The sequence below is a fragment of the Sinobaca sp. SA16-1 genome (assembly GCF_059510515.1).
In genome coordinates this window covers 254,836-279,153 of the sequence record NZ_JCAKFL010000005.1, presented here as the reverse complement: position 1 = coordinate 279,153, position 24,318 = coordinate 254,836, and the positions used below count along the sequence as shown (strand labels likewise).

Below are 24,318 nucleotides of genomic sequence, written 5' to 3'. Positions count from 1 at the left end.
TAATGCCCTCCTTGTTAAACTTTATATGTTTTATTTGTATTTATTTTTAGATGATAATGTTAATTTTTTTTAATCAAAATTAATATAAAATTTACTTTCTACTGGTTGACTTTTATACTATAACATACATATACCGCCGCAATCATCGAGTAATCATGGAAATATTGCCCAATGATTTATAAAAATATGTAACAAACTAAACAAAAATTACACACTTTTACTTAATTTAAAAAAGGAGTACCTTTTAAGGCACTCCTTTTCTTTATTCCGGATGATTCAGGGCATCTACTGCTTCCTGATAAATACGTTCTGCATTCTTCTGATCAATATGGGTGAAAATAGATGATTTCATGCCGGCCACCGATTTCTTTTCCTGAAAAGACTGTTCGATATGTCCGCGGATGCTGTTCAGCAGATTGTGTTCTGACTTAACTGTATCCCCAAGAAAAGTTTCTCCGAGTGGACGGAGGCTGCCTGTTTTAAAAAAACTTTTCACATCAAAGTGATAGAAAATCACCGGTTTTCCCATATAACTGAAATCGAAAGAAACACTGGAATAATCCGTGATCATCAGGCTGCTCTCCTTTAAGAGCTCCTGTACGGACACTTCCCCTAATTTCAGCACACGAATGTGTTCTGTGCTCTCGACTGTAAAATGGTCTATATACGGCTGCATCCGGTAATGAGGATAAAAGTCCAGGTCCACGTTATGAGCTTCGAGCATGCCATGCAGTTCTTCATTGTGAATAAGCGACTTGTACCTTTTATAATAGGTAGAGTCTAAAAATGCTTCCTCATTATGAAGCCATTCCCTCCACGTTGGAATCAACAGAATTTTCCGCTTAGATCCGGGATTTTCCAGCAGTTCATCAAACCTCGATAAGCCGGTAACTTTCACTTCAGCGGAACTGTATCCCATTTCTGTTACAACCATCTGCTTTTCCATTTCCGAACTGACGCAGAAAATATCAAAAGGATAATGGTAGTACTTTTTATCGTATTCTACTCTTTTGCGGCCAAGTACGCCGTGCTGCAGAAAGACTTTTTTGGCCCGCTTGTATGACTCCATTAAAGCACCTTTAAATGGCAGCAGGTATTCAATATCATGGGATCCAAAAAACGCATCCGCTTCCAGCGCCTTTATTACATGCTCGTCACTGCCGGCAGCCAATACATTTCCAAACGCTGCCACTTTGCTGAAATCTTCCGCTTTTTCGTTAACAACGTAGTACGCATCAATTTCGGGGTGATGCAGACGGCAGTATTTAAAGAAATGATACCCTGTATCCTGCGCAGTATCCGGTCTTTCCCCAATAATCCACGTATATTTTCCGGTGGAGCGTGCGTACGTTTCGTTTTTTTCTTTCAGCCAGGCCGCGTGCTCTTTAGAAAGCAGCGCGGTTTCCAGCTTTACATTGCCCCGCGGAGTGTGGGTCGCGTAGTATTCCAGAACTTCCCCCTCTGTTTGTAACGAGTGGGAGGCAATAATATCATCTTTATAATAGGTAAATTCTTCCTGGCCAAGCTTTCTTTCCCGAATGTATGTCCCCAGTTCTACACGAATGTACAAATCAATGACATCTTTACTCTCGTGAAGCGATTGAAGCTGATCGAGCGGCACTTCCACTTTAAAGGCGTCCCCTTCTTTTTCATAAGGGACAAATAATGCCTCCCGTTCTGTCTCCCGGCTTTTCGCTACAATAGTCAGTGACTGGTCTGCCGGATCAGCTGCTTGCATGGCATTAAGGCTGGCCGTTCCTTCTATAAAAAAGCTGTTACCCTGTACGTTTAAGGCGGTAACATTTCGTACAATGCCCGCTTCTTTCAATATATAACCTAGACGGTTGTTGACCGTAGCGTAGAAAAATCCTTTATATACATAATCGCCGCGCCGCCATTCTTTTCTTGGTTCTGTTTCAAAAATACTCTGCTCTGCTCTAAAACGGTATTCCATCAGCCGCGCATCCACTTCTGCGCTTAAATACACTTCATACCGGGACGTATCAATCATTTTTCCGAAGAAAAGAGACTTTTCCGGCAGGCTGCATGTAAACGTATATTCTTTTGCCTTCTGATCTCCTTTTTTTGTTTCCATAGGCGTCCGAATTATTTCACCGGACAGCTTGTCGGCGAGGCAGAGATGAAACGCATCCACTTCATACTTTCCCCACTGAAAACTGCCGCTCATATGCACTTTGTTGTCCTGGTAGACGGAATTCCAGGAGTAAACTTTCACTAAGTCTGCGAATACTTTAAAGGAAAATCCTCCGTTTGATGTACGATACGGACGTATCCGGCGGATGCCGCCATCCACTTCAGCCCGATGATATGCCCCGGGGAGGAATTCGCCCGAATCTATATTCATGCGGTACAGCCTGCGTTTATCTGTCTTGATATAAAAGTGAGCGTCCCATAATCCGCCGGAAAAGGACGGTTCGGAGGAGATCCAGTCTGCCTGCCAGAAATAGTCATCCAGCCACTTTATGGTTAATGTTTTATTAAGTATTTTTTCTCTCTTCTTTAAAAGAATGCCGGACGAATGAAGATCCGGAATATCTGATAGAATGTTTCGATTCCCCATGCCCGTGATGCGGTACGTGTCTCCGGAACGTTCAATATCCACTACTTTCATCGGCATATCTTTCAGCGTTTCCCCATCCCATGCTTCTCTTCTCGTAATATTCACATAGCCTCTTGGTGTTTTATACACCTTTAAAAAAGCCCGATCGCCGTAATACAGCTTTTCCATGTAGAGCTTATCTGCAGTAGGCGCGCGCAGCCTGGCTGCAGCCTCATTGCTGCCATCCGACAAAAGGATATAGACCTCCCAGTTGTTAATGTGCGGCGTCACCTTATGTAAATAAAGGGCTTCAAGTGGTATACGGCAGACAAAGGATACGCGACCGGCCTTTCCTTTTTTCGGCTTTACGACATTCCATTCTATAGAATCCACCGTAAACTGGTGCTCTTTATCTCCTGGATGGATGACAGTTGCCAGCGAATGTTTTTTTATTTTTCTGTAGGTTATTTCTTCTGGTAAAGAAGTGCAGGTACCTTTGATCACCCACTCCTCTTCCTTTACATCTACCCAATTTATTCTGGCTGATACAGCCTTTGGTTTTAGTGTCGTCATTTGAAACCTCTCCTGCTTTTTGCGTCGTTCTTTCTCTTATCCCATTCTCCATTTAAGCTGTACCTTAATCTTAGGCCATTCCTCTGCAATAATACTATACATTACTGCATTTCGGATCCGGCCGTCATGAAGCTGACGCTCGTTTCTGAGCATTCCTTCTTTTACCGCCCCAAGGCGCTCCAATGCCCGCTGGGCCGGCACATTTTTTTCATCTGTTAAAATCTGCACCCGAATCGCATGAATTTCTTCAAATGCCTGCTGAAGCAGCAGGTATTTTGTTTCGGCATTTATGCCGGTGCCATGCAGGAAAGAGCTGAAATAAGTCGATCCAAGCTCTATCGTACGCCGGCTTTGGGAGTAGTTGTATAACCTGGTCGATCCTCTGATGCGCCCGGTTTTTTTCTCGATAACCGTATAAGGAAAAGAGGTTCCCTGTTCGTATTCCAGACAGGCCTCTTCAATAATGCTTTTCATGTCTTCTACTGAAGAAAGGTACCTCACCATGTACGTCCAGTTGGATGCTTCCGTTGCAATATAGTACAAATCTTCTGCGTCATCCAGATTCATTAAACGAAGCTGGTAGTGATTACCGGTTCTTTTTTTCAATGGATGCTCCTCCTTCTTTAATTAAAATGGCTTGTATCTCCCTCTTTTCTTACATCTATACGCCCGTCTTTTATTTCAATATGAGTCAGGCTGCAGTTCGCCAGTGGAGGGGCTTCCCAAAAATGTTTCAGCGATTCTTTTTTTAAATACGCCAGCAGGCATTTCAATGTACCAGAATGGCTCACAAGCAGAATTTGGCCCTGCTCGTGTGTATTTATTATGTTCTCCCAGGCAGACGCCGCCCGCTGCTGGAGGGCGGGAAACGTATCGCCGCCCGGTGCCTCAAATAAATGGGGCTCGGTAAAGAAAGTCGTCACTTTTGCTTCTTCTTCTTTTTGAATGGCTTCCGCTGATCGACCGTCCCAGCTCCCATAATTAAGCTCCATCAGCCCTTTTTCTTTTTTGATGGAAGCTGCCGGCTGTCCGGATATGATCTCGGCTGTCTTTACCGCCCGCATTGTCGGACTCGCGTATACAGCGTCCAGAGGGATCTCTTTTAAGCGCCTGCCCAGCAGTTCGGCTTTTACGGTACCGTCCCTGGTCAGCGGAGAGTCTTTCCACCCCTGCACAATTCCCTGCGCATTCCATTCGGTCTGGGCATGGCGTACTAAATAAACTGTCAGCATTTTCCACATCTCCTTTTTATTCCGGCTGGCAGGAAGGACAAAAATAAAGCCGTCTCGACGCTGCCGTAATCTTTTGAATATCCGTGCCGTCTATACGGCACTGGTCCCCGTCTCTGTTAAACACCCAGTGCCTTCGCTGCGCGTAACTCTGCCCTCTCTCTTTCAGGCGGCCGGCTGTTTCCCGGTCTGTGGTGATACCTCCTGTCTGATAGGAGCGCTCTACTAATGTAATCAGCGCTTCGGCTGCGCTTTGAAGCTGTTCATCGGTACAATCCGCGGGCCTTTTTCCCGGATGAATCCCCGCTTCAAATAAAATTTCGCTTCGCAGGTAATTGCCGATGCCTGCTACAAACGACTGGTCCAGTAAAAGGGAGGCCCATTTTCGGTTAACAAACTTCCGGCTCGTCATCCGCTCAAATAATTCCGCAGAGGACGTTTCATTATTTAAAATATCCGGGCCGATTTTCGCTAAAAACGGATAATCTTCCACTTCTTCGTCTCTAAGTACTTCTATTTCCGACGCGCTGTATAAGAGAGCGGACTTCTTTTCATTGTGTATCGCCAGCCGCAGCTGGCGCTTTGTAGCAGGATAGTTGTATGCTGAACGGACATACCACTTCCCGTACAGCTGGTTGTGGGAATAAATGGTGTAGCCGTTATCAAAACGGATCAGCATCGCCTTTCCTCTCGTCTCCACTTTTAATACTGCTGCCTGTTCAAACGAAGCGGTATACGACTGAAGGTAGGGAAATGCAAAATACATTTCTGTAACGGGGCCTGCCTGTAGAGCTTTTTCCACCTGGTCTGCGGCCCGTCTGATTTCTGGTCCTTCCGGCATGTTTATCGCTGCCTTTCCTATTTATTATTTTACCCTTTTTCTTTCGTCCTGTATCATATATAAGAAGTTGATTTTTTGAGCCCATATATCGTTTATAAAGGAGAACAGTCATGAGTGCTATTCTTAATATATTTAATAAATTAAACCAGAATATTGAAGCGAACCGTCCCACGTCCACCCAGGAGGGGGACCTGGAGCGTACGATTGAGCTGTGTGAACAGGGCATTGTCCTGCTCCCAATGTACATGCAGGAAGCAGGAGAACCTCCCGGTCAGCTGTTATGCCGGGACGTGTTGCTCCGCTGTTATCTTACCACTGATCAATTTGAACTTGCACGTGAAGCCGTTGCTTCTGTGTATAAGGCAGGAGCCTATACTTCCGTTCAGCATGAAAAGGCGGTCCGCGGTATTGATGACATCGAATCCGCCCGCAATGCTCTTGCCGAAGTATTAATAAAAAATCCGGGTATTGCCGCTGAAGAAGCAGAGCAGAAGGTGCCTGGAGCTGTTTCCTCTTCCCTCAAATGGTACCTTACCCACTCCCGCGTTCTGGATAAAAAAACAGAAAACGGCGTTACCCGGGTGTGGCTGCCTGAACAGCTGATGGACCAGTCCCATACCGATCCATCATTAGTAAAAGTAGCTATCGTTGATGTGGAAACCACAGGAATGTCCAAGGAAGAAGATGAAGTGGTCGAACTCGGTTTAGTCGTTTGTCTTGTTAACAATAAAACCGGCGAAGTGGAAAAGGTTCTCACAGAGCTGAATAACTTAAATGAACCAAGCTTCTCGATTCCGCCGGGTGTTACAAGGGTTCATGGTATTACCGATGAAGATGTCCGCGGAAAAAGCCTCGATCATCCTAAAATCGAACTGCTTCTGGAGCAGTCCGACCTGATTGTCGCTCATAACGCTTCGTTTGACCGCGGTTTTGTTTCCCGCTATTTTCCTTTTGTTAAAGAAAAGCCGTGGCACTGTTCGGTAAAAGGCGTCAATTGGAAACAGTACGGCTTTGTTTCCAAAAAGCTCATTTCGCTCTGTCAGGCACATGGCCTTGCCCAGACGCAGTCCCACAGGGCGCTTGATGACGTGAAGCTGACCCTCGGCCTGCTTCAGCAGAAAAACCCTGAAGGCACACCTTATTTTCTGGAACTGCTGGATAAAGAAATTCAGTTTTCCGATAAAAAACGAGCATACTAAAAAGCGGAAGGCCGGCGCCTTCCGCTTTTTTTGTCGTAATTTAGGGTGTTAATGACCGTTGTCTTTTTTCGTAATTTCAATCAAATCACCGAGCGTCAGCTTGCCCCGGTCACCAATATGATAAAGCAGTTCAACGAGCAGATGAGCAGTAGTCTGGGCATCGCCAAGAGCGCTGTGCCGATCAAATAGTTTTGAACCGAACTGAATCGCATAGTGGGAGAGATCTCTCATATCCCAGGATGGATTCAAATAACCGATCACATCGAGCGTGTCAATATACGTCGGTTCATCAAAAGTCAGCTTGTGCCGGGCCAGTTCTTTTTTCAGCACCATAATATCAAAATCAAGGTAATGGCCCACCCAGCCGCCGCTGTCATACTGTTCAATAAATTGATAAAATGCTTCAATCGCTTCCAGGGCAAGAGGTGCCCCTTCCACGTCAGACTGCTTAATGCCAGTCAGGGTCTGAATGGAGTCAGGAATCTCTCTTTCCGGATTCACGTAAGTCTGAAATGTATGGTCGGTAACTTCCAGGCCCTGCACCTGCACGGCTCCAATTTCAATCATCCGGTCTCTGCTGCCTACAGCAAACCCCGTCGTTTCTGTATCAAATACGGTAAAGCCGAGCTCCTTTAACGGGGTATTTAATGGCAGTTCGTTGTTTAACTGATAGTGAAGACTCTTTTTTTTCCAAAATATCATAAGACTCCCCTCCTTTTCATCCCCTGATCTCTTTAAGCCATTCCAAATGTCGCCACTGCTTTTGTCTGAAGCGTGCGTATGGCTTTTAACGCTTGTATCAGCGCTTCTTTGTCCCTTGATTTCATCTGTCGGAACGACACTTCGCTGGAATTTTCCTCTTCCCGCTTATACCGGTCCCATGACTGCGTCACCCTGATGTGAAGCACTACTTCGTAAGCATAAAGCAGCTCATCGGCAAAAGGTTCATCCATTACTCTTTTATCTTTAAGATGCTCTATCATTTCTTCCGGCGTTTCTCCTAAAATACCGTGCTCGGCTGAAAGAATCTGCAGCGAATGATGAAAAGGAAACAAAGCCTGCTTTTTTATATCCATGCCTTCTTTTTTCACGCGGAACAGGGCACGTATTGGATGGTCCAGTACGGGAACCGGCACGTTTTTTTCAAGCTCGGCTGCACGCCTTAGAAATATTTTTGATTTTCCGAGCTGTTTGGACACGCCTTTTACAAACTGATCTCTCACTTTTTCACTGCCGTATATCCAGCGGAACGCAAGAAAGTTCTGACCGAGCAGGATGTTTTCATTGGTGGCTCGAAGACCCCATGTCCGGATTCTATCCTCCCAATGATCAATCGTTCCCCGCCAACCGGGAGCGCTTGCCATCATGTTTCCATCACAGCGTTTGTAGCCTGCGGTTTCCAGCCAGTAAACAATCTGTTCTCCAAGCTTTTTAAAATAGGCATCATTGGATTTACGATCTTCTTCTTTAGCCGGTTCTTCATACACAAGAAAATGATCCTGGTCCGTCATCATAAACTGTTCGTGCCTGCCCCCGCTTCCCATCAGGAAAAACGCAAAATCACAGGGCGGGCTTCCGAGTTCTTCTTTTACTTCTTCAAGCGCAAGTTCGGTACAGTGACGGATCAGACGGTCATACAGGTTCGTGACTACTTTCATGATATGAAGAATCGGAATGCCGTCATCAATCAGATGGCCGAGCACTTCATAAATGGCAAATTTCACGTCAGCAAGGCTTTCGCTGGAAGATGCTTCGATTTCCCGTAGAACGTCAAATTTGCCGCGGTTTTGTTTTTTCAGCAGATCGGACAGCGTGATCATACCGACCACCTGGCTTTTGCTGTCTTCATTCACGACAGGCAGGTGCTTGATGCCATTCATAAGAAAACTCGACATCGCTTCATAATAATAGGCCCTCCGGGAAATCGTGTAAGGAGACGAAGACATAATATCAGCTGCGGTACCTGTTTTCCTGTCTGCGGCAATGACACGCTGCACCAGGTCCTTCTCAGTAATGATGCCCTGCAGCCGCTGCTTTTCGTTGACAACGACAATGGAACTTGCCTGCTGGTCGACCATTTTTTCTGCTGTATGCTGAATGCTTTCTTTTTCTTCCACCATTAAAGGCGGCGCATTCATTACGTCCTGTACCCGTTGAATAAACGGATCGCTCTCCCCCCACTTCTGGGCAAGATGCACCTGTTCTGCAAGAGAAGCATAAATATCCCTCAGCCTGACGGCTACATGACGCATGACAAAATCACGCACTTCTTCGCGGTGCCATACTTTTTCCATCACCTGGTACGGAATGTACAGGCAGACCGACTCTTCAATGGCACGTACTTCTACCGTGTAATTGTTCTGTTCGGCCGATGGCTCCCCCAGAAAATCAGCAAGGCTTGATAACCCGATAACTTCTCCTTTTTCCAGCACTTCAAGAACTTCCTGGTTTTTTTCTTTTGTTTTGGAAAAGCTCACATATACTTCCGTTAAACCTTCCAGGATAAGAAGCAGCCCGTCTCTCGGGCTTTCCGAGTATAAAATACGCTGATTTTTGGAAAACGACTGTAAGGAGCATGTCTCCATTAATGCACCAAATTCAGCGGCTGGTGCGCCGCTGAATAAGGGATGGAGATGTACCTGCTCCAAGTATTCTTTATTTGTCTTCTTCTGTTCCATCATTCATCCATACCTCACCGTTCTTATATGTCATTTGTTCCGGATAGCGGAGATCCACTACATCATCCTGCAGATGCTGAGCAGGAGCCGGGGTTAATAACGTCACGATAATACATGCAAGGAAGTTAATAGGTACGGCAATAATACCGGCTCCTGTGTCCTGAATGCCAAGGAGTGTAATTCCATTAAGCGCCAGGAAGATGTACGTAAGTGTCGTACCGAGACCTACGAGCATTCCGGCAATGGCCCCCTGCTTGTTCATACGTTTCCACCATACGCCAAGGAAGAGAACCGGGAAGAATGTTCCGCCGGCCAGTCCAAAGGCCCAGGCTACAATCTGTGTGATAACGCCCGGAGGATCCAGTGCAATAATCCCAGCTACTACTGTAGAGGCAACAATTGCAATCCGTCCTGCATTTAAACGCTTTTTATCTGATGCTGTCGGATTCATCAGGCGGTAGTAAATATCATGAGCGAAGGAAGAGGAGATCGTAATCAAAAGACCGCCCGCAGTCGATAGAGCCGCAGCCATCGCACCGGCTGCTACAAGACCAATAACGAACATGCCCAGATTGGCAATTTCCGGCGTCGCCATTACTACCATATCGTTGCCAACAGCGATCTCATCCCAGTCCAGTATGCCGTCTCCGTCGGTATCGGCAATTTCCAGCAGACCCGTGTTGACCCAGCTTTCCGTCCAGGCGGGAAGCTGATCAATCGGCTGCCCGGCTACTTCTGTCATTAGAATAAAACGGGAAAATGCAGCGTAAGCCGGCGCAGAAAGATACAGAAAACCAATGAACAGCAGTGCCCATGCACCGCTCCAACGTGCCGCTTTCATTGTTGTTACGGTGTAGAAGCGAACAATAACGTGCGGAAGTGCTGCGGTTCCTACCATTAATGTAAACATAAGAGCAATAAACTGACTTCGGTCACTCTCTGAAAACGGTGCAAAGTATTCAGTAAATCCAAGTTCCCTGTCCAAAGCACCAATCTCGTTAACGACATTTCCATAGGTCAGCCAGGGAAGCGGATTCCCGGTAACCTGCAGGGACATAAATACAATCGGTACAATATAAGCAACAATAAGTATGATGTACTGTGCTACCTGAGTCCAAGTAACCCCTTTCATACCGCCGAGAGAAGCATAAATCGCAATAATAACAACCCCGATAATCGTGCCGTATGCGGCCGGGATACTGAACAAACGGCCAATAACAACTCCGGATCCGGAAAGCTGGCCGATAACGTAAGTAAAACTGATAATAATAGTGGCAATTGCTGATATTAATCGTGCTGTATTGCTGTCAAACCGGTCCCCGATAAATTCAGGAACCGTAAACCGTCCGTATTTACGAAGCTGTGGTGCCAGGAGGAAGGTAAGCAGAAGATAGCCGCCTGTCCAGCCCATAATATAAGCGAGACCGTCATAGCCGAGAGCCATAACTGTTCCGGCCATACCGATAAATGAAGCGGCACTCATCCAGTCGCCGCCTATTGCCATACCGTTCCAGAATGCTGGAATCCCGCGGCTGGCTACGTAGAATTCAGATGTTTTTTTAGCTCTATTGAAATAGGCAATTCCAATATACAGTGCAAATGTAGCGAGTATCAGACTTACAGATACGAGTGTTTGCATGTCCAAGCTGGTGACCCCCCTGAATGTTTAGTTTGTCTGTAATGGTTATTTTGCTGCAGTGATTTTTTTATTAATGATCTACCGTTTTGCCACCGCTGATCCGGACATTTTCATCATTATCAATGCCATATTTTTTGTCCACGCGGTCATTTAGAATCGCATTTAGGAATAAAAGAATTATAAAGACGATCACGGCTCCCTGGGAGGCCATATAATAATGAAACTGTACGCCCATAAACATAAATTGTGAAAAGAATTCCGCGAAGGTTACAACACCGAAGGAAACGAGAAATCCAATGAATAAAAAGATCGAAATCATCGTCGTCCTTGTTTTAAAATAAGCATCCGCTACTTTTTTCTCTACTTTTTTCATTTATTAACACCCGCCTCTATAAGTTAGTAGTTTTTGTGCGCTTTCGTTTTTCTATCCTCCCCTCTTTTTGTGAGCGCTTTCAAAAATGAATGCATGAATCATTATGCACTATGTGAAACTCTTCCTGTTTCTTTTTTGCAATTCATACACATAATGATCGGTGGCTTTTTAGCAGCCAATATACTATTCAACACAATGACAGCGGGAATGAAAACAAAGAAAAATGATGTCATCCACCATCCCAGAATCACCGCCATTATGACAGGAAGCGTTGACATAAAAAAGACGTAGCGCCATTTCGACATCACAGCGATTCGTTCACTGCTGCAATGAATGCACCGTTCGTTCTGCTCGTTTTGGTTTCTCATACCTGGCCCTCTCCTTTAATATGTTATTGCAGGCCGAAAATCAACTGAACTGTTTCCCAAAACGGCAGCGGTACTTTCGCTATCTCGATTACCATATAGGTTCCGATCGCCAGAAACGGCATCAGCAGAAGCGCCGGCTTTTTCATTTTCCATGCCACAACCAGACTTCCCAGCATAACCACCCAAAATAAAATCAATGCAGCCATTTTCATCCCCCTTTTGTGAGCGAGCTTTCAAATTCAGACTTACCAGTCTGATAAAAACAGTAATCACTCTACTTTCTGTTTTTCACGCAGGGTATTCTCTGCGTTTTGTTATACTACACATTATTCCAAAAATATCATCAGCCCGCAACTCTTATTTTAAAAATTCTAAAATATTAAAAAACGATCAAAGTAAAAAAAGAGCGCTGCCTCTTTCCGGCTCCGCTCTTTTTCTGTTAAGGGGCTGGTTCTTCTGTTAATGGCAGCACCAATATTTCCACTCGTCGGTTCTGTGCTCTGCCTTCCGCTGTATCATTGCTTGCGGCCGGACTATGTTCCCCATAGCCTTTAGCACTGAAAATAGCAGGGTCCAGATCCGGATTATTAAGCAGCAGCTGCATAAAATGGACAGCTCTCAGTACGCTGAGGTCCCAGTTTGTTTCAAAGTCCGCATTGGAAATAGGTACATTATCGGTATGCCCGCTGATAACTATATTCCGGGGAGGGCTTAATACGAGGAGCTCTGAAATTTCATCAGATAATGATTCTGCTTCTTCCCGGACTTCATCTTCACCGGAATTAAACAAAATATTATCTTCAATTGAAAGCATCAGTCCATCTTCTGAAATGCTGGTGTTTAATTCTTCCTCAAGGCCCCGGTCCTGTATAAACTGATCCACCTTTTCCTTGATGCCCTGCAGTTCTTCCTGATCAGCAAGCGCCGCCGCTTCCTTTTCTTCTTCCGTAGCCGACGCATCGGATACTTCTGACAATTCCATACTATCCTGGCCTGCCAGCTGTTCCATTTCCGGTACCATTTCCGGATGCTCCATTATGCCGGTTCCTCCGTCAAACGCTGAATTAAAAGAGTTCGAAATCTGCTCGAATTTTTTTGCATCTACAGAACTCGAAGCAAACAGGACAATGAAGAGGGCAAGAAGCAAGGTGAGAATATCCGCATACGGAAGAAGCCAATCCTCCCCCATGTGTTCCTCTTCATGCTGCTTTTTTCTTCGTTTAGACATGCTATCCCTCTCTTCCTGCTGCGGGTTCTGCATTTTGAATATCTTCCATTACTTTCTGTCGCTTCTTTGCCGGAATATACATCAGCAGCTTTTTCTCAATTACTTTCGGAGGCTGCCCTTCAAGTACGGAAAGAATACCTTCGATCATTACTTCTCTAATTTCTATTTCTTTTTTTGATTTACGTCTCAGCTTATTGGCGAACGGGTGCCACAATACATAGCCGGTAAAAATACCAAGCAGCGTGGCTACAAAAGCCGCACTGATCGCGTAGCCGAGCAGCTCTGTGTCACTCATGTCGGCAAGGGCTGCAATCAGTCCAACCACTGCCCCAAGCACACCAAGAGTCGGTGCGTATGTACCTGCCTGTGAGAAGATGCTTGCCCCCACTTTATGGCGTTCCTCCATCGCCTCCACTTCTTCGGTCATTAAATCCCGGATGAAGTCCGAGCTTTGGCCATCGACTACCATACTCAATCCATTACGCAGAAACTCATCTTCAATTTCATCTACTTCCGGTTCCAGCGCAAGCAGCCCTTCTCTTCTTGCCGTCTGGGCCCACTCTGAAAATTTCGGAATCAGTCCTTCCACACTTAAAGCGCCTTTATCGCTGAAAATAATTTTGAAAAGGTTAGGTATATTTTTGATTTCACTCGTAGGAAACCCAATAACGATTGTTGCGATGGTTCCAACGATAATAATCATGATGGCTGCCGGATTGACCAGGGCTCCCAGTTGCACACCTTTCATTACCATTCCGCCGAGAAGTGCCGTAAGTGCTAGTATTAATCCAATAATGGTTGTTTTATCCATTCCTTATTCATTCCTTTAATTTGACGTCTCTACCATTACTATCGGCAACGCCGCATTGGAAATGAAGGAGGAAGACGAACTTTTTCATTCATCCTGCCAAAAAAGCTCATCAAGGGTTTTCGAAAGCACATGGCAGACAGCGAGACACAACTGAAGACTCGGATTATATTTACCTGATTCCATTAATCCAATGGTCTGTCGGGATACTCCTATTTTTGCTGCCAGCTCTCCCTGGGATAAATCTTTTTCTGCGCGGGCTGCTTTCATTTTTAAGTTTTTCATTTCTTCTCCTTTCTTCCCGGACTATTCCAGTTTCTTTGATCTTGTAAAAATAACTGGAATAAATGCCAACAAAAGCATAGCTGGAATATATATCATTAGGCTTCCCATAGAAACGATAAAAAAATAATATACACTCTGTGACATTCCTTCTCCATATACCACGGCGCTTCTAACACCAAAATACAGCGATATGATCAGCCCGCCCGCAGCAGCATAAATAAAATGCTTTGCTGTCATCGGCAGACGGCTGTTTCGATCGTGTATTTCTTTTTCTGCACTAAAAATACCGAGCAGCCACCCTCTTATCATGTAATAGATTCCTGTTCCAGCTAAAATCATTAATTCTACTATAGGTAGAGAAGACGGCTCTGGGTTTACCATCTCTTTGTAAAAAATCGAAAAAGCGCAAAATAACACGACCAGGAGATAAAGCTCTTTATAGATTTTATTTTTTGTCTGTTCAATCCATTCATCTGTTGTTTTTTGTTTAAACCAACGCATTATAACGCCTCCTTTTCTAAAATTATATATTATATAAATCATAATGCAATATATATATTGCATTAAGTTAATAAAAAAAAACACTCCTATGGAGTGTTTTTACTGATGCGGTTTCGGGCGTACGAGCATTTCGTTAACCGCCACGTGATCGGGCTGTTCGATTACATATGTAATCGCATTAGCCACATCTTCGGGATAAAGGGAGGGGCCAAGAATATAATTGTCCATCATATTTAACAGGTCTTCATCTGTTAAATGGTCGGTTAGTTCTGTTGCAACCACTCCCGGTGAAATCGTCGTTGCCTTAATATTATCTTCCGGCTGCACTTCTTTACGAAGTCCATCCATGACAACGCGTACTGCTCTTTTCGTGGCGGAGTATACAACATTGGATGTCGCTGTTTCATGTCCTTCTTCAGAAGAAATGGAAATAATATGGCCTTCTTTCTGATTCAGCATAGCAGGCAGGGCGGCTGCAACACCGTATAAAACACCTTTCAAGTTCACATCGATCATACTATCCCATTCGTTCACTTTCGCCTTACTCATATTGGAAGCAAGCGAAATGCCTGCGTTATTAATCATTACATCCACACGTCCATAAGCCTGAAGTGCCTCGTTTACGAGAGCTTCCACCTCTTCGCGCTTCGTTACATCCGTTGTTTTATAGATGGCTTTTCCGCCATCATGTTCGATTGTCTGCTGAAGCAGTTCCAGACGTTCCTCCCTGCGGGCGCCCAGGACCACGCAGGCTCCTTTTGATGCAAGTTCTCTTGCGGCAGCTTCTCCGATTCCGCTGCTTGCTCCGGTAATAACAATAACTTTTCCTTCCATAGCCATATAGCGACACCCTCCCAATTTGATAACTGTGTTCTTATTCTACCTTTAAAAGACTCTATTTTACAAATACAAGATGTCATTCCCTCTGCTTCCAGCATGTGCCTAAAGAAAAGCAAGAGCGTTTAGGCTCTTGCTTCAGAAGGAGATACCGTTGTTTCTTCTTTTTTATTCTGTCGTTTAATATAGCGTTCCAGGTGCTTTTTATAGCTGTGCATAACCCAAATATGCATTCTCGCCTGCGTATACTGATAAATAAACCACGGCAGCGAAGGCATGTAATCATGAATCGCTACAATGCACTCGCTTGTTCCGGGAATATGCCTGAATTCCAGACGCCCGCGGTTACCGTCTACCGTCTTGGCAAACGCTCCGCCTGTAATATAGTAAAGGGCTCTATCTTCCGTACTGCGTTCTTCAGAAAGCGATAGAATAAGAAGCGGTTTTCTTCCGAACTTTGGATAAAGTTCACAGCTGCTCGGATCATCACATTTTGCCCGCAGAAAAGGATTGAACAAGCCGGGAAGCCATTCCACATAGTGCCGGGCCACCCACTGGGCTGTTTTCCCGTCCGGCATTGGAACACGCTGCACCGAACGGACATTGGCCTCTACTTCCGGTTTTTTCGGTTTAGGAGAAGCCGACCCCTGCTGTTTTTCTTTTTCTTCCTGCTCTTTTCTTTTCTGTTCTTCTTCGCGGATGGAATTTCGGGCCGCTTCTTTAAATGTGATTTTACCGTCACTGATGCCTTCTACTACCCGCTCTTTGCTGACGACCATGGGATGCACGAGGCTTTCAATAAGCGGATACACCATTTCCTTCGGCGTCTGCGTCGTTAGGCTGACCCAGAGCCGGGACAGTTTCACGGTGAAAAAAGGCACATTGTAAAACTTGCGTTCTTTATTTAAGACTTCCGCTGTCTGCTTCATCATAATTTTATAAGTAAGGACTTCCGGTCCTCCCACATCAATGGCTCTTCCAAATACAGACTCGTTGCCGACGCTTTTATCCAGCGCATTTAACACATCCGGCAGGGCGATAGGCTGTGTTTTTGTATTCGTCCATTTTGGAAGAATCATATAAGGCAGACGCTTTACCAGACGCTGCAGGATTGGGAAAGAAGAGCCCTGCGGTCCTACGATCAGACCGGCACGTATTGTCGTTACGGGAATGCCGTAAGCGCTGAGCACCTTCTCAACTTCAAGCCGGCTCTTCAAGTGTCTGGAGAGCTGCTTTGCTTCCGGCATCAGACCGCTCAAATACACAATCTGCTTGACCCCGTTCTTCTTGGCGGCCTGGGCGAAGTTATCCGCCAGAATAATATCCATATCCTCGAATGTGCCCTGTGTGAGCTTTGCGGAAGGCATCATGGAGTGAACGAGATAAAAGGCATAATCGGCTCCCTTTAATGCTTTTTCTGCATCCGCCATGGAGAACACGTCACAGGACCGCCATTCGACGTGTTCTGTGTTTTCGTATTTATCACCGTTACGTGATAACGCGATCACATCGGCATGTTCGGTTAGCTTATTCATTAGATTTCTGCCAATGTAGCCGCTTGCTCCGGTTAATGCAATTTTCGGACGCTTTGTCTGTTGATTATCAGCCATTGAAATTCACTCCAGTATACTAAATTTTATTATGTTTCTTATTCAGTACCCTTTTTTGGAGCAGAACTAACGCATGGCCGCGCCTACTTCTTAGCAATATGCACTTTCAGATTTTTACCTTTGATCGTCGTATGGCGCAGTGCCTCGAGCACCATCATGCCTTTTCCATTTAAAATATCTACGTAGGAGGACTGCTCCTGAATGGAAATAATGCCGATGTCTTCTGCCGATACGCCCTCAATATTAGAAATCGTGCCGACAAAGTCTACAGCCCGGATTTTCTTTTTCTTTCCGCCGTTAATATACAGCTTTAAAATATCTTGATTCATCTGTTCTCCTTTGTCTGCTTTCCGCTCCGGCTTCTGCTGAAGGCTTTTTTGAAAAGCCGGCAGAGCGCGGGTGACTTTCTGTTCAGCCGGTACCGCTCTTCTTTCAATGGAGAATCCGATATAGTCTTCAATGTACTTCATATAACGCTCATCACGGGGACCTGCAATCGTTATCGCCGTTCCGCTCCGTCCTGCTCTTCCCGTCCGTCCGGTGCGGTGCACATAGCTCTCCTGTTCCCTCGGCACGTCAAAGCTGATAACGTGGGTGACGTTCTCTACGTCAATCCCTCTGGCAGCTACGTCTGTTGCCACCAAATAGCGGAACAAACCTTTCTTAAAATCATCCATCACGTCAAAACGATCTTCCTGGATCATGCCGCCGTGCAGTTTATCACATGGATAGCCCTTCTGTTTAATGTAGGCAAACACCCGTTCAACCTCTGCCTGGGTGTTACAGAAAATGACGCACGTTTCCGGATTTTCCATGACTGCTGCTTTATGAAGCGTTTCGAGCTTTTTCTCCGGAATGCTGTCCAGACGATAATGGGTAATCGCCTGGGCGGAAGCCGCTTCCGGTTCCACTTCCAGATAATCAGGTTCGATCATGTATTTCCGACCGAGCTTTTCGATATTTTCCGGCAGCGTAGCAGAAAACAGCATTGTTCTGCGCTGCTTGGGAACCCGGTGGATTATCGCTTCCACCTGTTCCAAAAAGCCCATATGAAGCATTTCGTCTGCTTCATCAATAACAAGGTACTTTACTTTTTCAAGAGAAAGCGTTCCTTTTTCAATGTGATCGAGTACACGGCCCGGGGTTCCGACTACGATATGGGCTTTTTGCTTCAGCTCGTTTTTCTGCTTGGCAAAAGGCTGCTTGCCATACAGCGCTACCGCATTAACCCGTTTGAAGCGTCCGATATGGATAATATCGTCTTTTACCTGGGCGGCGAGTTCCCTCGTCGGCGTAAGTACAAGCACCTGCGGCTTGTTTTCCTCCCACTCTACCAGCTCACAGAGCGGAATGCCGAATGCCGCTGTTTTCCCGCTTCCCGTTCTTGCTTTTACAATCACGTCCCGGCCTTCCAGCGCTTTAGGAATCACTTTCTGCTGGACGTTGGTCGGCTCCTTGTAGCCAAGCATATCAAGCGCGCGGAGTATGTCCTCTTGTAATTTATACTGCGTAAATGATTTCATTTCCAACACAATCCTTTTTGTTTATAAATTTCGTTTGGTCTTATCCTGCACTTAATCATACATGGTTCTTTAAGCAATAGGGAAAAAATCAGCAAAAAAAGGCAGGGACGAGGCCTGCCTTTTGTTTATACAACCAGTTTGACACCACTTGTTTTCTGCTCGAGCATTTTATGAATTAATGTCCCGATATGAGCGGCAGCTTCCAGTGGCGGCGTACCGCTGCGGTGAATGTTGGAGACTACCATGCGGCTTGATTCTTTCGTTCCCTCCCGGGGCCGATAGCACATATAGGCACTTAAAGATTCCGCCGAGACGAGGCCCGGCCGCTCGCCGATCAGCAGCACAAAGGCCTCAGGCTGAAGCAGTTCTCCTATCGCATCCATACAGCCGACACGCCCTCCTTTTAAAAAGAAAGAGGTGCCTGTTTTTAAACCGTAGGAATCGAGCGAATCTTTAAGCGCCCGGTACACATCCATGATATTGGCCTCTACCGCCGATGCGCTGAGACCGTCTGAGATAACAATCTGCACCTGAGGAGCCATTTCACAGTTCTCGAGTATCCGCCGGCGCCCTCCATCAGAAAGCAGGCGTCCGTGATCCGGCCGTTTCAAATAATTCTCCTTGGATTCAAAGCGGGTATCTATCGAAAACAAACCCAGCTTCGCGAGCAGCGCCTCCTCCACTTCCCCGTAAACAGAATCAACGGCTGCGGCATGATCCACTCGAAACGACAGCGCATCTTTTGTGAGCGGTCTTGTGCCGGTTCGTCCGACTTGAATCCGGGCTGGTGTAAACTGCCTCAGGTCGACCGCATGCGTATCTTTTTGTTTTTCCATCCTGCTACCTCCTATACCCGGTGCAGAAACACTCCCGCGTCACCGGATGTTTTTGTAAGATATCCATTTTTCATCAAGTCTCTGCTTTCCAGCCATTTTTCAAAATCAGGAGCCGGTCGTTTGTTGAAAATACTGCGCTGCGTGGCAATGTCATGGTAACTGAGCGATTGGTAATTCAGCATGCAGTCATCGGCCATCGGCACGCCAATCACAAAGGTAACGCCTGCGCTGGTGAGCACGGTGCTCAACGTGTCCATATCATTCTGGTCCACGTTCATATGGTTTGTGTAGCAGGCGTCGACCCCCATTGGCAGACCGTGCATTTTCCCCATAAAGTGATCCTCAAGCCCCGCCCGGATGACCTGCTTGCTGTCAAACAAGTATTCCGGACCGATAAACCCTACTACCGTGTTGACGATAAACGGATTAAATACTCTCGCCATGCCATAGCATCTCGATTCCAGCGTTACCTGGTCAATGCCTGCGTGGGCTTCCGCGGAAAGCTCGGACCCCTGCCCCGTTTCAAAATACCAGCGGTTTGGTCCCGGTGCAGTGCCTTTTTCCTGAATCAGCGCTGATGCTTCCCGAAGCATTGCCGTTGAAATACCGAATGATTCGTTTCCGGCCTGGGTTCCTGCAAGACTTTGAAACAGCATATCCGCGGGCGCCCCGTTTTCCACCGCTCTCATCTGGCTCGTAATGTGCGAGAGCACACAGTTCTGCGTGGGGATGTTCCATTCATCAATAACGGCTTTTGTTTCCCGCAGCAGGCTGTCAATATTGCTCGTCGTATCAATAACCGGATTAATGCCTATGACGGCATCTCCTATTCCATAACTTAATCCTTCATACAAAGAAGCCCTTATGCCTTTAAGATTATCGGAGGGGTGATTGGGCTGGACTCTGGAAGCGAGCACGCCCGGCTGGCCGATCTGAGTCCGGCATGTGGTCAGAACGGTAATTTTGGATGCTGCCTGAATCAGATCCAGATTGGACATCAGCTTAGCCGCCGCCGCTATCATTTCGCTCGTCAGACCTTTTCCTGTTTCGACTAAATCACTGCCTGTCTGTTCATCGCTCAATAGATACTCCCGCAGATCAGAGACGGTCCAGCTTTTTAGCACGTGCAGCCTCTCTTTATGGAGAGACTGCTCAATCAGCTCTGACACTTCATCTTCTTCCGGCAGAAGCAGCGGATTGTCGTATATCTCCCCAAGCGTCAGATCGGCCAGCACCATTTTCGCTGCTATCCTTTCTTTCATGGAATCTGCAGCCAGGCCGGCCAGCTCATCGCCTGACCTCTCTTCATTTGCTTTGGCCAGAATTTCTTTCAAGCCGTGAAAAACATACGTTTCCCCGAAGAGAATTACTTTTTTCTCCATCTCTTTTCCCCCTTTTCATCAAAATGCCAGTGTTTTAATAGAAATGGAAATCGCTTCTCCTGAAACCGGAAGCCCCAGATCGATATAATCGCCGTGTGTGACATCCACCTGATCGATGCAGATCACTTCTTTGTCCTTGCCTGACCGCTTTTGGAGAGCCTGTCCGAGTACTTTAGCCAGATCGTTCTCACTCAGCACGGCAAGAATCCGTTTATCAGCAAATTCTCTGGCGTACACCGCCTCCATGCTGTCGCTTATATCCTGCAGGAGCTCGTATGTGATGTGTTCTATAGAAGGCAGCGCGATCACAAAGGGAGGATCCTGCTGTTCTGAATAGATGGATTTCGCTTCTTCGAGCATCTTTTCAAGACGGGTATGAAAAGTAGCAGCCGAACCATGTTCATATACCGGAATCGTTAAAATAGGCAGATTTTTAAGCGGGAGGAGCGTCTGGTTAACAAACATCGTGGATCCGCTCACTTCCGTATTCTGCATACCGGCTCCAATAACTGTCGCCCGGGACGTTTCTTTGGCAGGAATGAGGAATAGGTTTCGGCTTAACGCTTCTTCCTGCAGGCACGCTGCCAAAAGTGGTCCGATGTCTCCATAAACCGCGGTTTCTTCGACTGTCTTTGGCTTAGGCTCCCTCATCATTTCTCCGACACCGCCGGAAAATATGAGCGTGTCAATCGTTGGAACTGCTGATAATGCGGGCTCTGTTATCAACCCTTCTGCCGCCTCCCCGCCTGTCACTGCATCGAACATCAGCCCGCTCAGCAGCTGACAGACGCCCTCCAGCTCTTTCATGGATAATGCCTCATTTACCTCCACCGGAATACCGTGTCCGCTCAGAAGACGTTTCGTAGACGGGGCAATATAGCTCACTTTCCCCTGTTTATCCAGCCGCAGAAGGCGTCCGCCGACATGAAACGTTATTGTGTAAAAAGGAAGACCGTTTTTAAACAGCGCTGCATTGGCTGTACCTCCGCCTACATCAATATTTGCCGTTACACCCGTATGGTTTTCGGAGTATTCCAGCGCTCCGGATCCTTTGCCTGCTAAAATGCCTTCCAGCGAGGCTCCGGCTGCAGCCACGACAAAATCCCCGGCACGGTCGGCTAAATAATGAATGATATGTTCTGCGTTTTTCTTTAACGCTGTTTCGCCCGTTATAATGACAGCGCCCGCTTTCACATCGGCAAGACGAATCCCGCCGTGCTTATATTCCTTTTCCAATATATCCTGCAGGGCTTTCATATTAATTTCTTCATTGTTAACCAGGGGGGTCGTGTACATCCCGCTTTCATAGACAACTTCTCGTTGTTCAATCGTGCAGGCCGGAAGTGTAAAGCCATTGTCAGATACTTGAATATAAAGCCGGCTGACAATGCATTTGGTGGTACTCGTTCCAATATCAATCCCTATACTTGTGATCCATTCTTTATCCATCACGCCCTCCCTTCAGGCGGATTCACTCTGCTTTTCTAATAAACGTCCGGCCGCTAGAAAGGCCGCTCCTTCATAAGGTCCAACGTTTAAATCCTTACTGAACTATATTCGTCTTTGCTGTCAAAATACCTGCATGTACCAACGTATTGAGCTGGACTTTTTGCCTTGTCTGAATTGTCTTTCCAGCACACCGCAGTTTTGGCTGATTGTGCATCCTGTCGCATGCATATAAAAAAGATCCCAGCAGCTGCCGGCATCTTCAGGATATTGATTATCTGTTTTTACTTCTCTTTACTCTTCTTCTTTATCAAGCCGGAACACGTTCTGCCCGTCTTCGAATACCGTATTTCCATTTTCAAACTTGATAGTATCAGCCTGCGGCACCATCCGGTCTTTTGTTTCGTACTGAATGTTGTAGGTCGGCTCCTTTCCATCATAAAGCACCGTTACATCGTAGTTTATTTTGTGGCCCTTATCACTTTTTGTTTCATGGCTTCCCTGAACGGAAGAAAAAGTTATTTCCGCCATACGTATCCACTCCTTTGCTTTTTCTTTACTCTTCCCTTAGATTGCTCTTCTGAATCTTTATTTCCGTTTGCTCTCTTCTATCTTATTAAAAAAAGCATTTCAAATGCATATTTTATCGTTTAACAGGGTATGAGGTGAGGATGCACCTGTTCCAAATCTACTGGAAACATATCGGGTCAGAATTAGTTATTCATTAAAAGGGAGTGTATTGTATGGAACCAAAAGTCGATCGAAAAAAAAACAAACTGGCGTTGATCGATTATAAAATTTTTCTTCCCGCCCTCATTGTTATTATTGCGATAAGCGTTATGTTCGCAGCTAACGAGGGCGCTGCTTTGGAGTTATTAAACCCTGTATTTGATTCCATTGTCAGCATATTCAGCTGGGGATATCTTTGGTATGCGGTTATTTTAGTAGGAGCCGGCCTTTATTTATCCTTTTCCAAATACGGAAAGGTCGTTCTTGGAGATCCTGCTGAAAAACCTCAGTTTTCCCTGTTTGAATATGCTTCTATCTTAATAGCGATGGGTGTTGGTTCTACGTTAATGCGGACCGGCATGCTCGAATGGTCATCTGTAGCCAATGATCCGCCTGCCGGAGTCGAAGCTCAGTCTGCTGAAGCCCTTTTATGGGGAAACTCCTACGCGATGTTTATGTGGAGCTTTCAGGTATTTGCTATCTTTGTCATGATTGCTCCGGCAATGGCATACCTTATTCATGTCAGAAAACGTCCATTGATGCGTATTTCGGAAGCTTTCCGGAGTATTTTTGGAGATGCCTTTACGGATGGACCGCGTGGGAAATTTTTGGATATTATTTTCCTGATCAGCATTTTGGCCGGTGCGGCCGTTACGCTTGGTCTCGGTGCTCCCATCGTTACGTACAATTTCGCCGCACTGTTCAATATGGAAGTGACATTCGGCCTCACGCTGGCTGTGACCATTATCTGGGTCTTCATGTTTTCCATCAGTGCTTATGTCGGTATTGAAAAAGGAATCAAACGTTTGAGTACCTTTAATATGTACTTAGCAGGAGCTTTTGGTATTTTTATTTTAATAGCCGGACCCGGCGTATTTATTCTTAACTTTTTTACAGAAACGTTTGGATTTCTTCTAAATAATTACATTGGCATGAGTTTTATGACCGAATCATTAGCCGATGGAGGAGCCAGCCATATCCAGACAAATACGGTATTCTGGTTTGCCTACAGCGCCACATGGGCTATGCTGCACAGTGTATTTGCCGCCAAAATATCAAAAGGACGTACGATTAAAGAGATGATCTTAACATATCTGCTGGCACCTACCCTGCTGTCCTGGATTGCGACCGGTATTCTCGGCGGACTCGGCGTACACCGCTATATCAATGGAGACGTAAACGTGCTCGAGATCGTGCAGAACGGAGATGAAATGGCAGCTATTCCTGCTATTCTGTCTTCTCTGCCACTTCCTGCCCTCTCGCTTACCGTCTTTATGATTGTGGCCATGGTTTTCTTAACAACCACTCTGGATTCGACTACGTATACCATTGCTGCTTATACAAGCACAGAAGATATGAGCAAAAAGGAACCATCTAAATTTCTACGGATTATTGTCGCTGTTATTATTACGTCGCTTGCTCTTGTTTTAATGAGAGCCGGCGGACTTGCCCCGCTCGAAATTGTGTCCGGATTAATGGGGCTGCCGATTATTATCATTCAATTTATGCTGATTTATGCAGCCATTAAAATGATGAACCAGGATGAAGCCTGGATTAACAATGTACGCAAAAAATAAAAAGAGAAGCCTCCTTTTGTCGAAGGGAGGCTTTTTTTCTAGAAAATTTCATTTATCTGCTTAACCTTTCCTATATCCTGCCGATACTATAAGAAG

General features: G+C 45.9%; 23 protein-coding genes. 2 read left to right on the top strand and 21 right to left on the bottom strand.

Annotated elements, in window-relative coordinates; genetic code table 11:
* Positions 1-262: 262 nt before the first annotated feature.
* Genes AC5W2J_RS15430 through nei form a run of 4 tightly spaced genes read right to left on the bottom strand, consistent with a single transcriptional unit; the run spans position 263 to position 5,203 of the window.
* The gene (locus tag AC5W2J_RS15430) at positions 263-3,133 is read right to left on the bottom strand and encodes a CDP-glycerol glycerophosphotransferase family protein (protein ID WP_496060352.1); all 2,871 of its coding nucleotides are present in this window, start codon (positions 3,131-3,133) and stop codon (positions 263-265) included.
* Positions 3,134-3,169: 36 nt separating this feature from the next.
* Entirely contained in the window at positions 3,170-3,700 is a 531-nt protein-coding gene (locus AC5W2J_RS15425) for a GNAT family N-acetyltransferase (RefSeq protein ID WP_496060491.1), read from the bottom strand.
* Between the two features lie 56 nt (positions 3,701-3,756).
* Positions 3,757-4,365, bottom strand: coding sequence for a histidine phosphatase family protein (locus AC5W2J_RS15420; protein WP_496060351.1), 609 nt, complete (start codon positions 4,363-4,365; stop codon positions 3,757-3,759).
* Between the two features lie 16 nt (positions 4,366-4,381).
* Positions 4,382-5,203, bottom strand: coding sequence for an endonuclease VIII (gene nei / locus AC5W2J_RS15415; protein WP_496060350.1), 822 nt, complete (start codon positions 5,201-5,203; stop codon positions 4,382-4,384).
* A gap of 110 nt (positions 5,204-5,313) precedes the next feature.
* On the opposite strand from nei, the gene AC5W2J_RS15410 reads away from it, so the two are divergent.
* Positions 5,314-6,402, top strand: a complete 1,089-nt coding sequence (locus AC5W2J_RS15410) for an exonuclease domain-containing protein (RefSeq protein WP_496060349.1) — start codon at positions 5,314-5,316, stop codon at positions 6,400-6,402.
* Between the two features lie 48 nt (positions 6,403-6,450).
* Here AC5W2J_RS15410 and AC5W2J_RS15405 read toward each other — a convergent pair whose 3' ends face one another.
* The 17 genes from AC5W2J_RS15405 to AC5W2J_RS15325 all read right to left on the bottom strand — a co-directional run bounded on the left by AC5W2J_RS15405 (position 6,451) and on the right by AC5W2J_RS15325 (position 22,447).
* On the bottom strand, positions 6,451-7,104 hold the full coding sequence (locus tag AC5W2J_RS15405) for a 3'-5' exonuclease (RefSeq protein ID WP_496060348.1): 654 nt from the start codon (positions 7,102-7,104) through the stop codon (positions 6,451-6,453).
* Positions 7,105-7,136: 32 nt separating this feature from the next.
* Positions 7,137-9,083 carry a DUF294 nucleotidyltransferase-like domain-containing protein gene (locus AC5W2J_RS15400; protein ID WP_496060347.1) on the bottom strand — a complete coding sequence of 649 codons (1,947 nt, stop codon included), beginning with the start codon at positions 9,081-9,083 and terminating at the stop codon, positions 7,137-7,139.
* Positions 9,058-10,725 (bottom strand): sodium:solute symporter family protein, encoded by a 1,668-nt coding sequence (locus AC5W2J_RS15395; RefSeq protein ID WP_496060346.1) that lies wholly within the window; start codon positions 10,723-10,725, stop codon positions 9,058-9,060. Before AC5W2J_RS15395 ends, AC5W2J_RS15400 begins: the two co-directional genes overlap by 26 nt.
* Before the next feature lie 64 nt (positions 10,726-10,789).
* Positions 10,790-11,092 (bottom strand): DUF4212 domain-containing protein, encoded by a 303-nt coding sequence (locus AC5W2J_RS15390; protein WP_496060345.1) that lies wholly within the window; start codon positions 11,090-11,092, stop codon positions 10,790-10,792.
* Between the two features lie 101 nt (positions 11,093-11,193).
* Positions 11,194-11,460: a hypothetical protein gene (locus tag AC5W2J_RS15385; protein WP_496060344.1), complete on the bottom strand. Its 267-nt coding sequence runs from the start codon at positions 11,458-11,460 to the stop codon at positions 11,194-11,196.
* A gap of 23 nt (positions 11,461-11,483) precedes the next feature.
* Positions 11,484-11,666 (bottom strand): hypothetical protein, encoded by a 183-nt coding sequence (locus AC5W2J_RS15380; protein WP_496060343.1) that lies wholly within the window; start codon positions 11,664-11,666, stop codon positions 11,484-11,486.
* Between the two features lie 233 nt (positions 11,667-11,899).
* Positions 11,900-12,688 carry a flagellar motor protein MotB gene (gene motB / locus AC5W2J_RS15375; protein WP_496060342.1) on the bottom strand — a complete coding sequence of 263 codons (789 nt, stop codon included), beginning with the start codon at positions 12,686-12,688 and terminating at the stop codon, positions 11,900-11,902.
* Between the two features lies 1 nt (position 12,689).
* Positions 12,690-13,499: a flagellar motor stator protein MotA gene (gene motA, locus AC5W2J_RS15370; RefSeq protein WP_496060341.1), complete on the bottom strand. Its 810-nt coding sequence runs from the start codon at positions 13,497-13,499 to the stop codon at positions 12,690-12,692.
* An 84-nt stretch (positions 13,500-13,583) separates the two neighbouring features.
* Positions 13,584-13,781, bottom strand: a complete 198-nt coding sequence (locus AC5W2J_RS15365) for a helix-turn-helix transcriptional regulator (RefSeq protein WP_496060340.1) — start codon at positions 13,779-13,781, stop codon at positions 13,584-13,586.
* 21 nt (positions 13,782-13,802) lie between these two features.
* A complete protein-coding gene (locus AC5W2J_RS15360) occupies positions 13,803-14,282 on the bottom strand; it encodes a DUF6773 family protein (RefSeq protein ID WP_496060339.1) in 480 nt (159 codons plus the stop codon).
* Positions 14,283-14,381: 99 nt separating this feature from the next.
* A complete protein-coding gene (locus AC5W2J_RS15355) occupies positions 14,382-15,122 on the bottom strand; it encodes an SDR family oxidoreductase (RefSeq protein ID WP_496060338.1) in 741 nt (246 codons plus the stop codon).
* 122 nt (positions 15,123-15,244) lie between these two features.
* Positions 15,245-16,729 (bottom strand): NAD(P)H-binding protein, encoded by a 1,485-nt coding sequence (locus tag AC5W2J_RS15350; protein ID WP_496060337.1) that lies wholly within the window; start codon positions 16,727-16,729, stop codon positions 15,245-15,247.
* A gap of 83 nt (positions 16,730-16,812) precedes the next feature.
* Entirely contained in the window at positions 16,813-18,258 is a 1,446-nt protein-coding gene (locus AC5W2J_RS15345) for a DEAD/DEAH box helicase (RefSeq protein WP_496060490.1), read from the bottom strand.
* Between the two features lie 119 nt (positions 18,259-18,377).
* Positions 18,378-19,088: an ethanolamine ammonia-lyase subunit EutC gene (gene eutC / locus AC5W2J_RS15340; RefSeq protein ID WP_496060336.1), complete on the bottom strand. Its 711-nt coding sequence runs from the start codon at positions 19,086-19,088 to the stop codon at positions 18,378-18,380.
* An 11-nt stretch (positions 19,089-19,099) separates the two neighbouring features.
* Positions 19,100-20,470, bottom strand: coding sequence for an ethanolamine ammonia-lyase subunit EutB (locus tag AC5W2J_RS15335; protein ID WP_496060335.1), 1,371 nt, complete (start codon positions 20,468-20,470; stop codon positions 19,100-19,102).
* An 18-nt stretch (positions 20,471-20,488) separates the two neighbouring features.
* On the bottom strand, positions 20,489-21,919 hold the full coding sequence (locus AC5W2J_RS15330; RefSeq protein WP_496060334.1) for an ethanolamine ammonia-lyase reactivating factor EutA: 1,431 nt from the start codon (positions 21,917-21,919) through the stop codon (positions 20,489-20,491).
* A 291-nt stretch (positions 21,920-22,210) separates the two neighbouring features.
* On the bottom strand, positions 22,211-22,447 hold the full coding sequence (locus tag AC5W2J_RS15325) for a hypothetical protein (protein WP_496060333.1): 237 nt from the start codon (positions 22,445-22,447) through the stop codon (positions 22,211-22,213).
* A gap of 212 nt (positions 22,448-22,659) precedes the next feature.
* On the opposite strand from AC5W2J_RS15325, the gene AC5W2J_RS15320 reads away from it, so the two are divergent.
* Positions 22,660-24,222: a BCCT family transporter gene (locus AC5W2J_RS15320; protein ID WP_496060332.1), complete on the top strand. Its 1,563-nt coding sequence runs from the start codon at positions 22,660-22,662 to the stop codon at positions 24,220-24,222.
* The last annotated feature ends 96 nt before the right edge of the window (positions 24,223-24,318 follow it).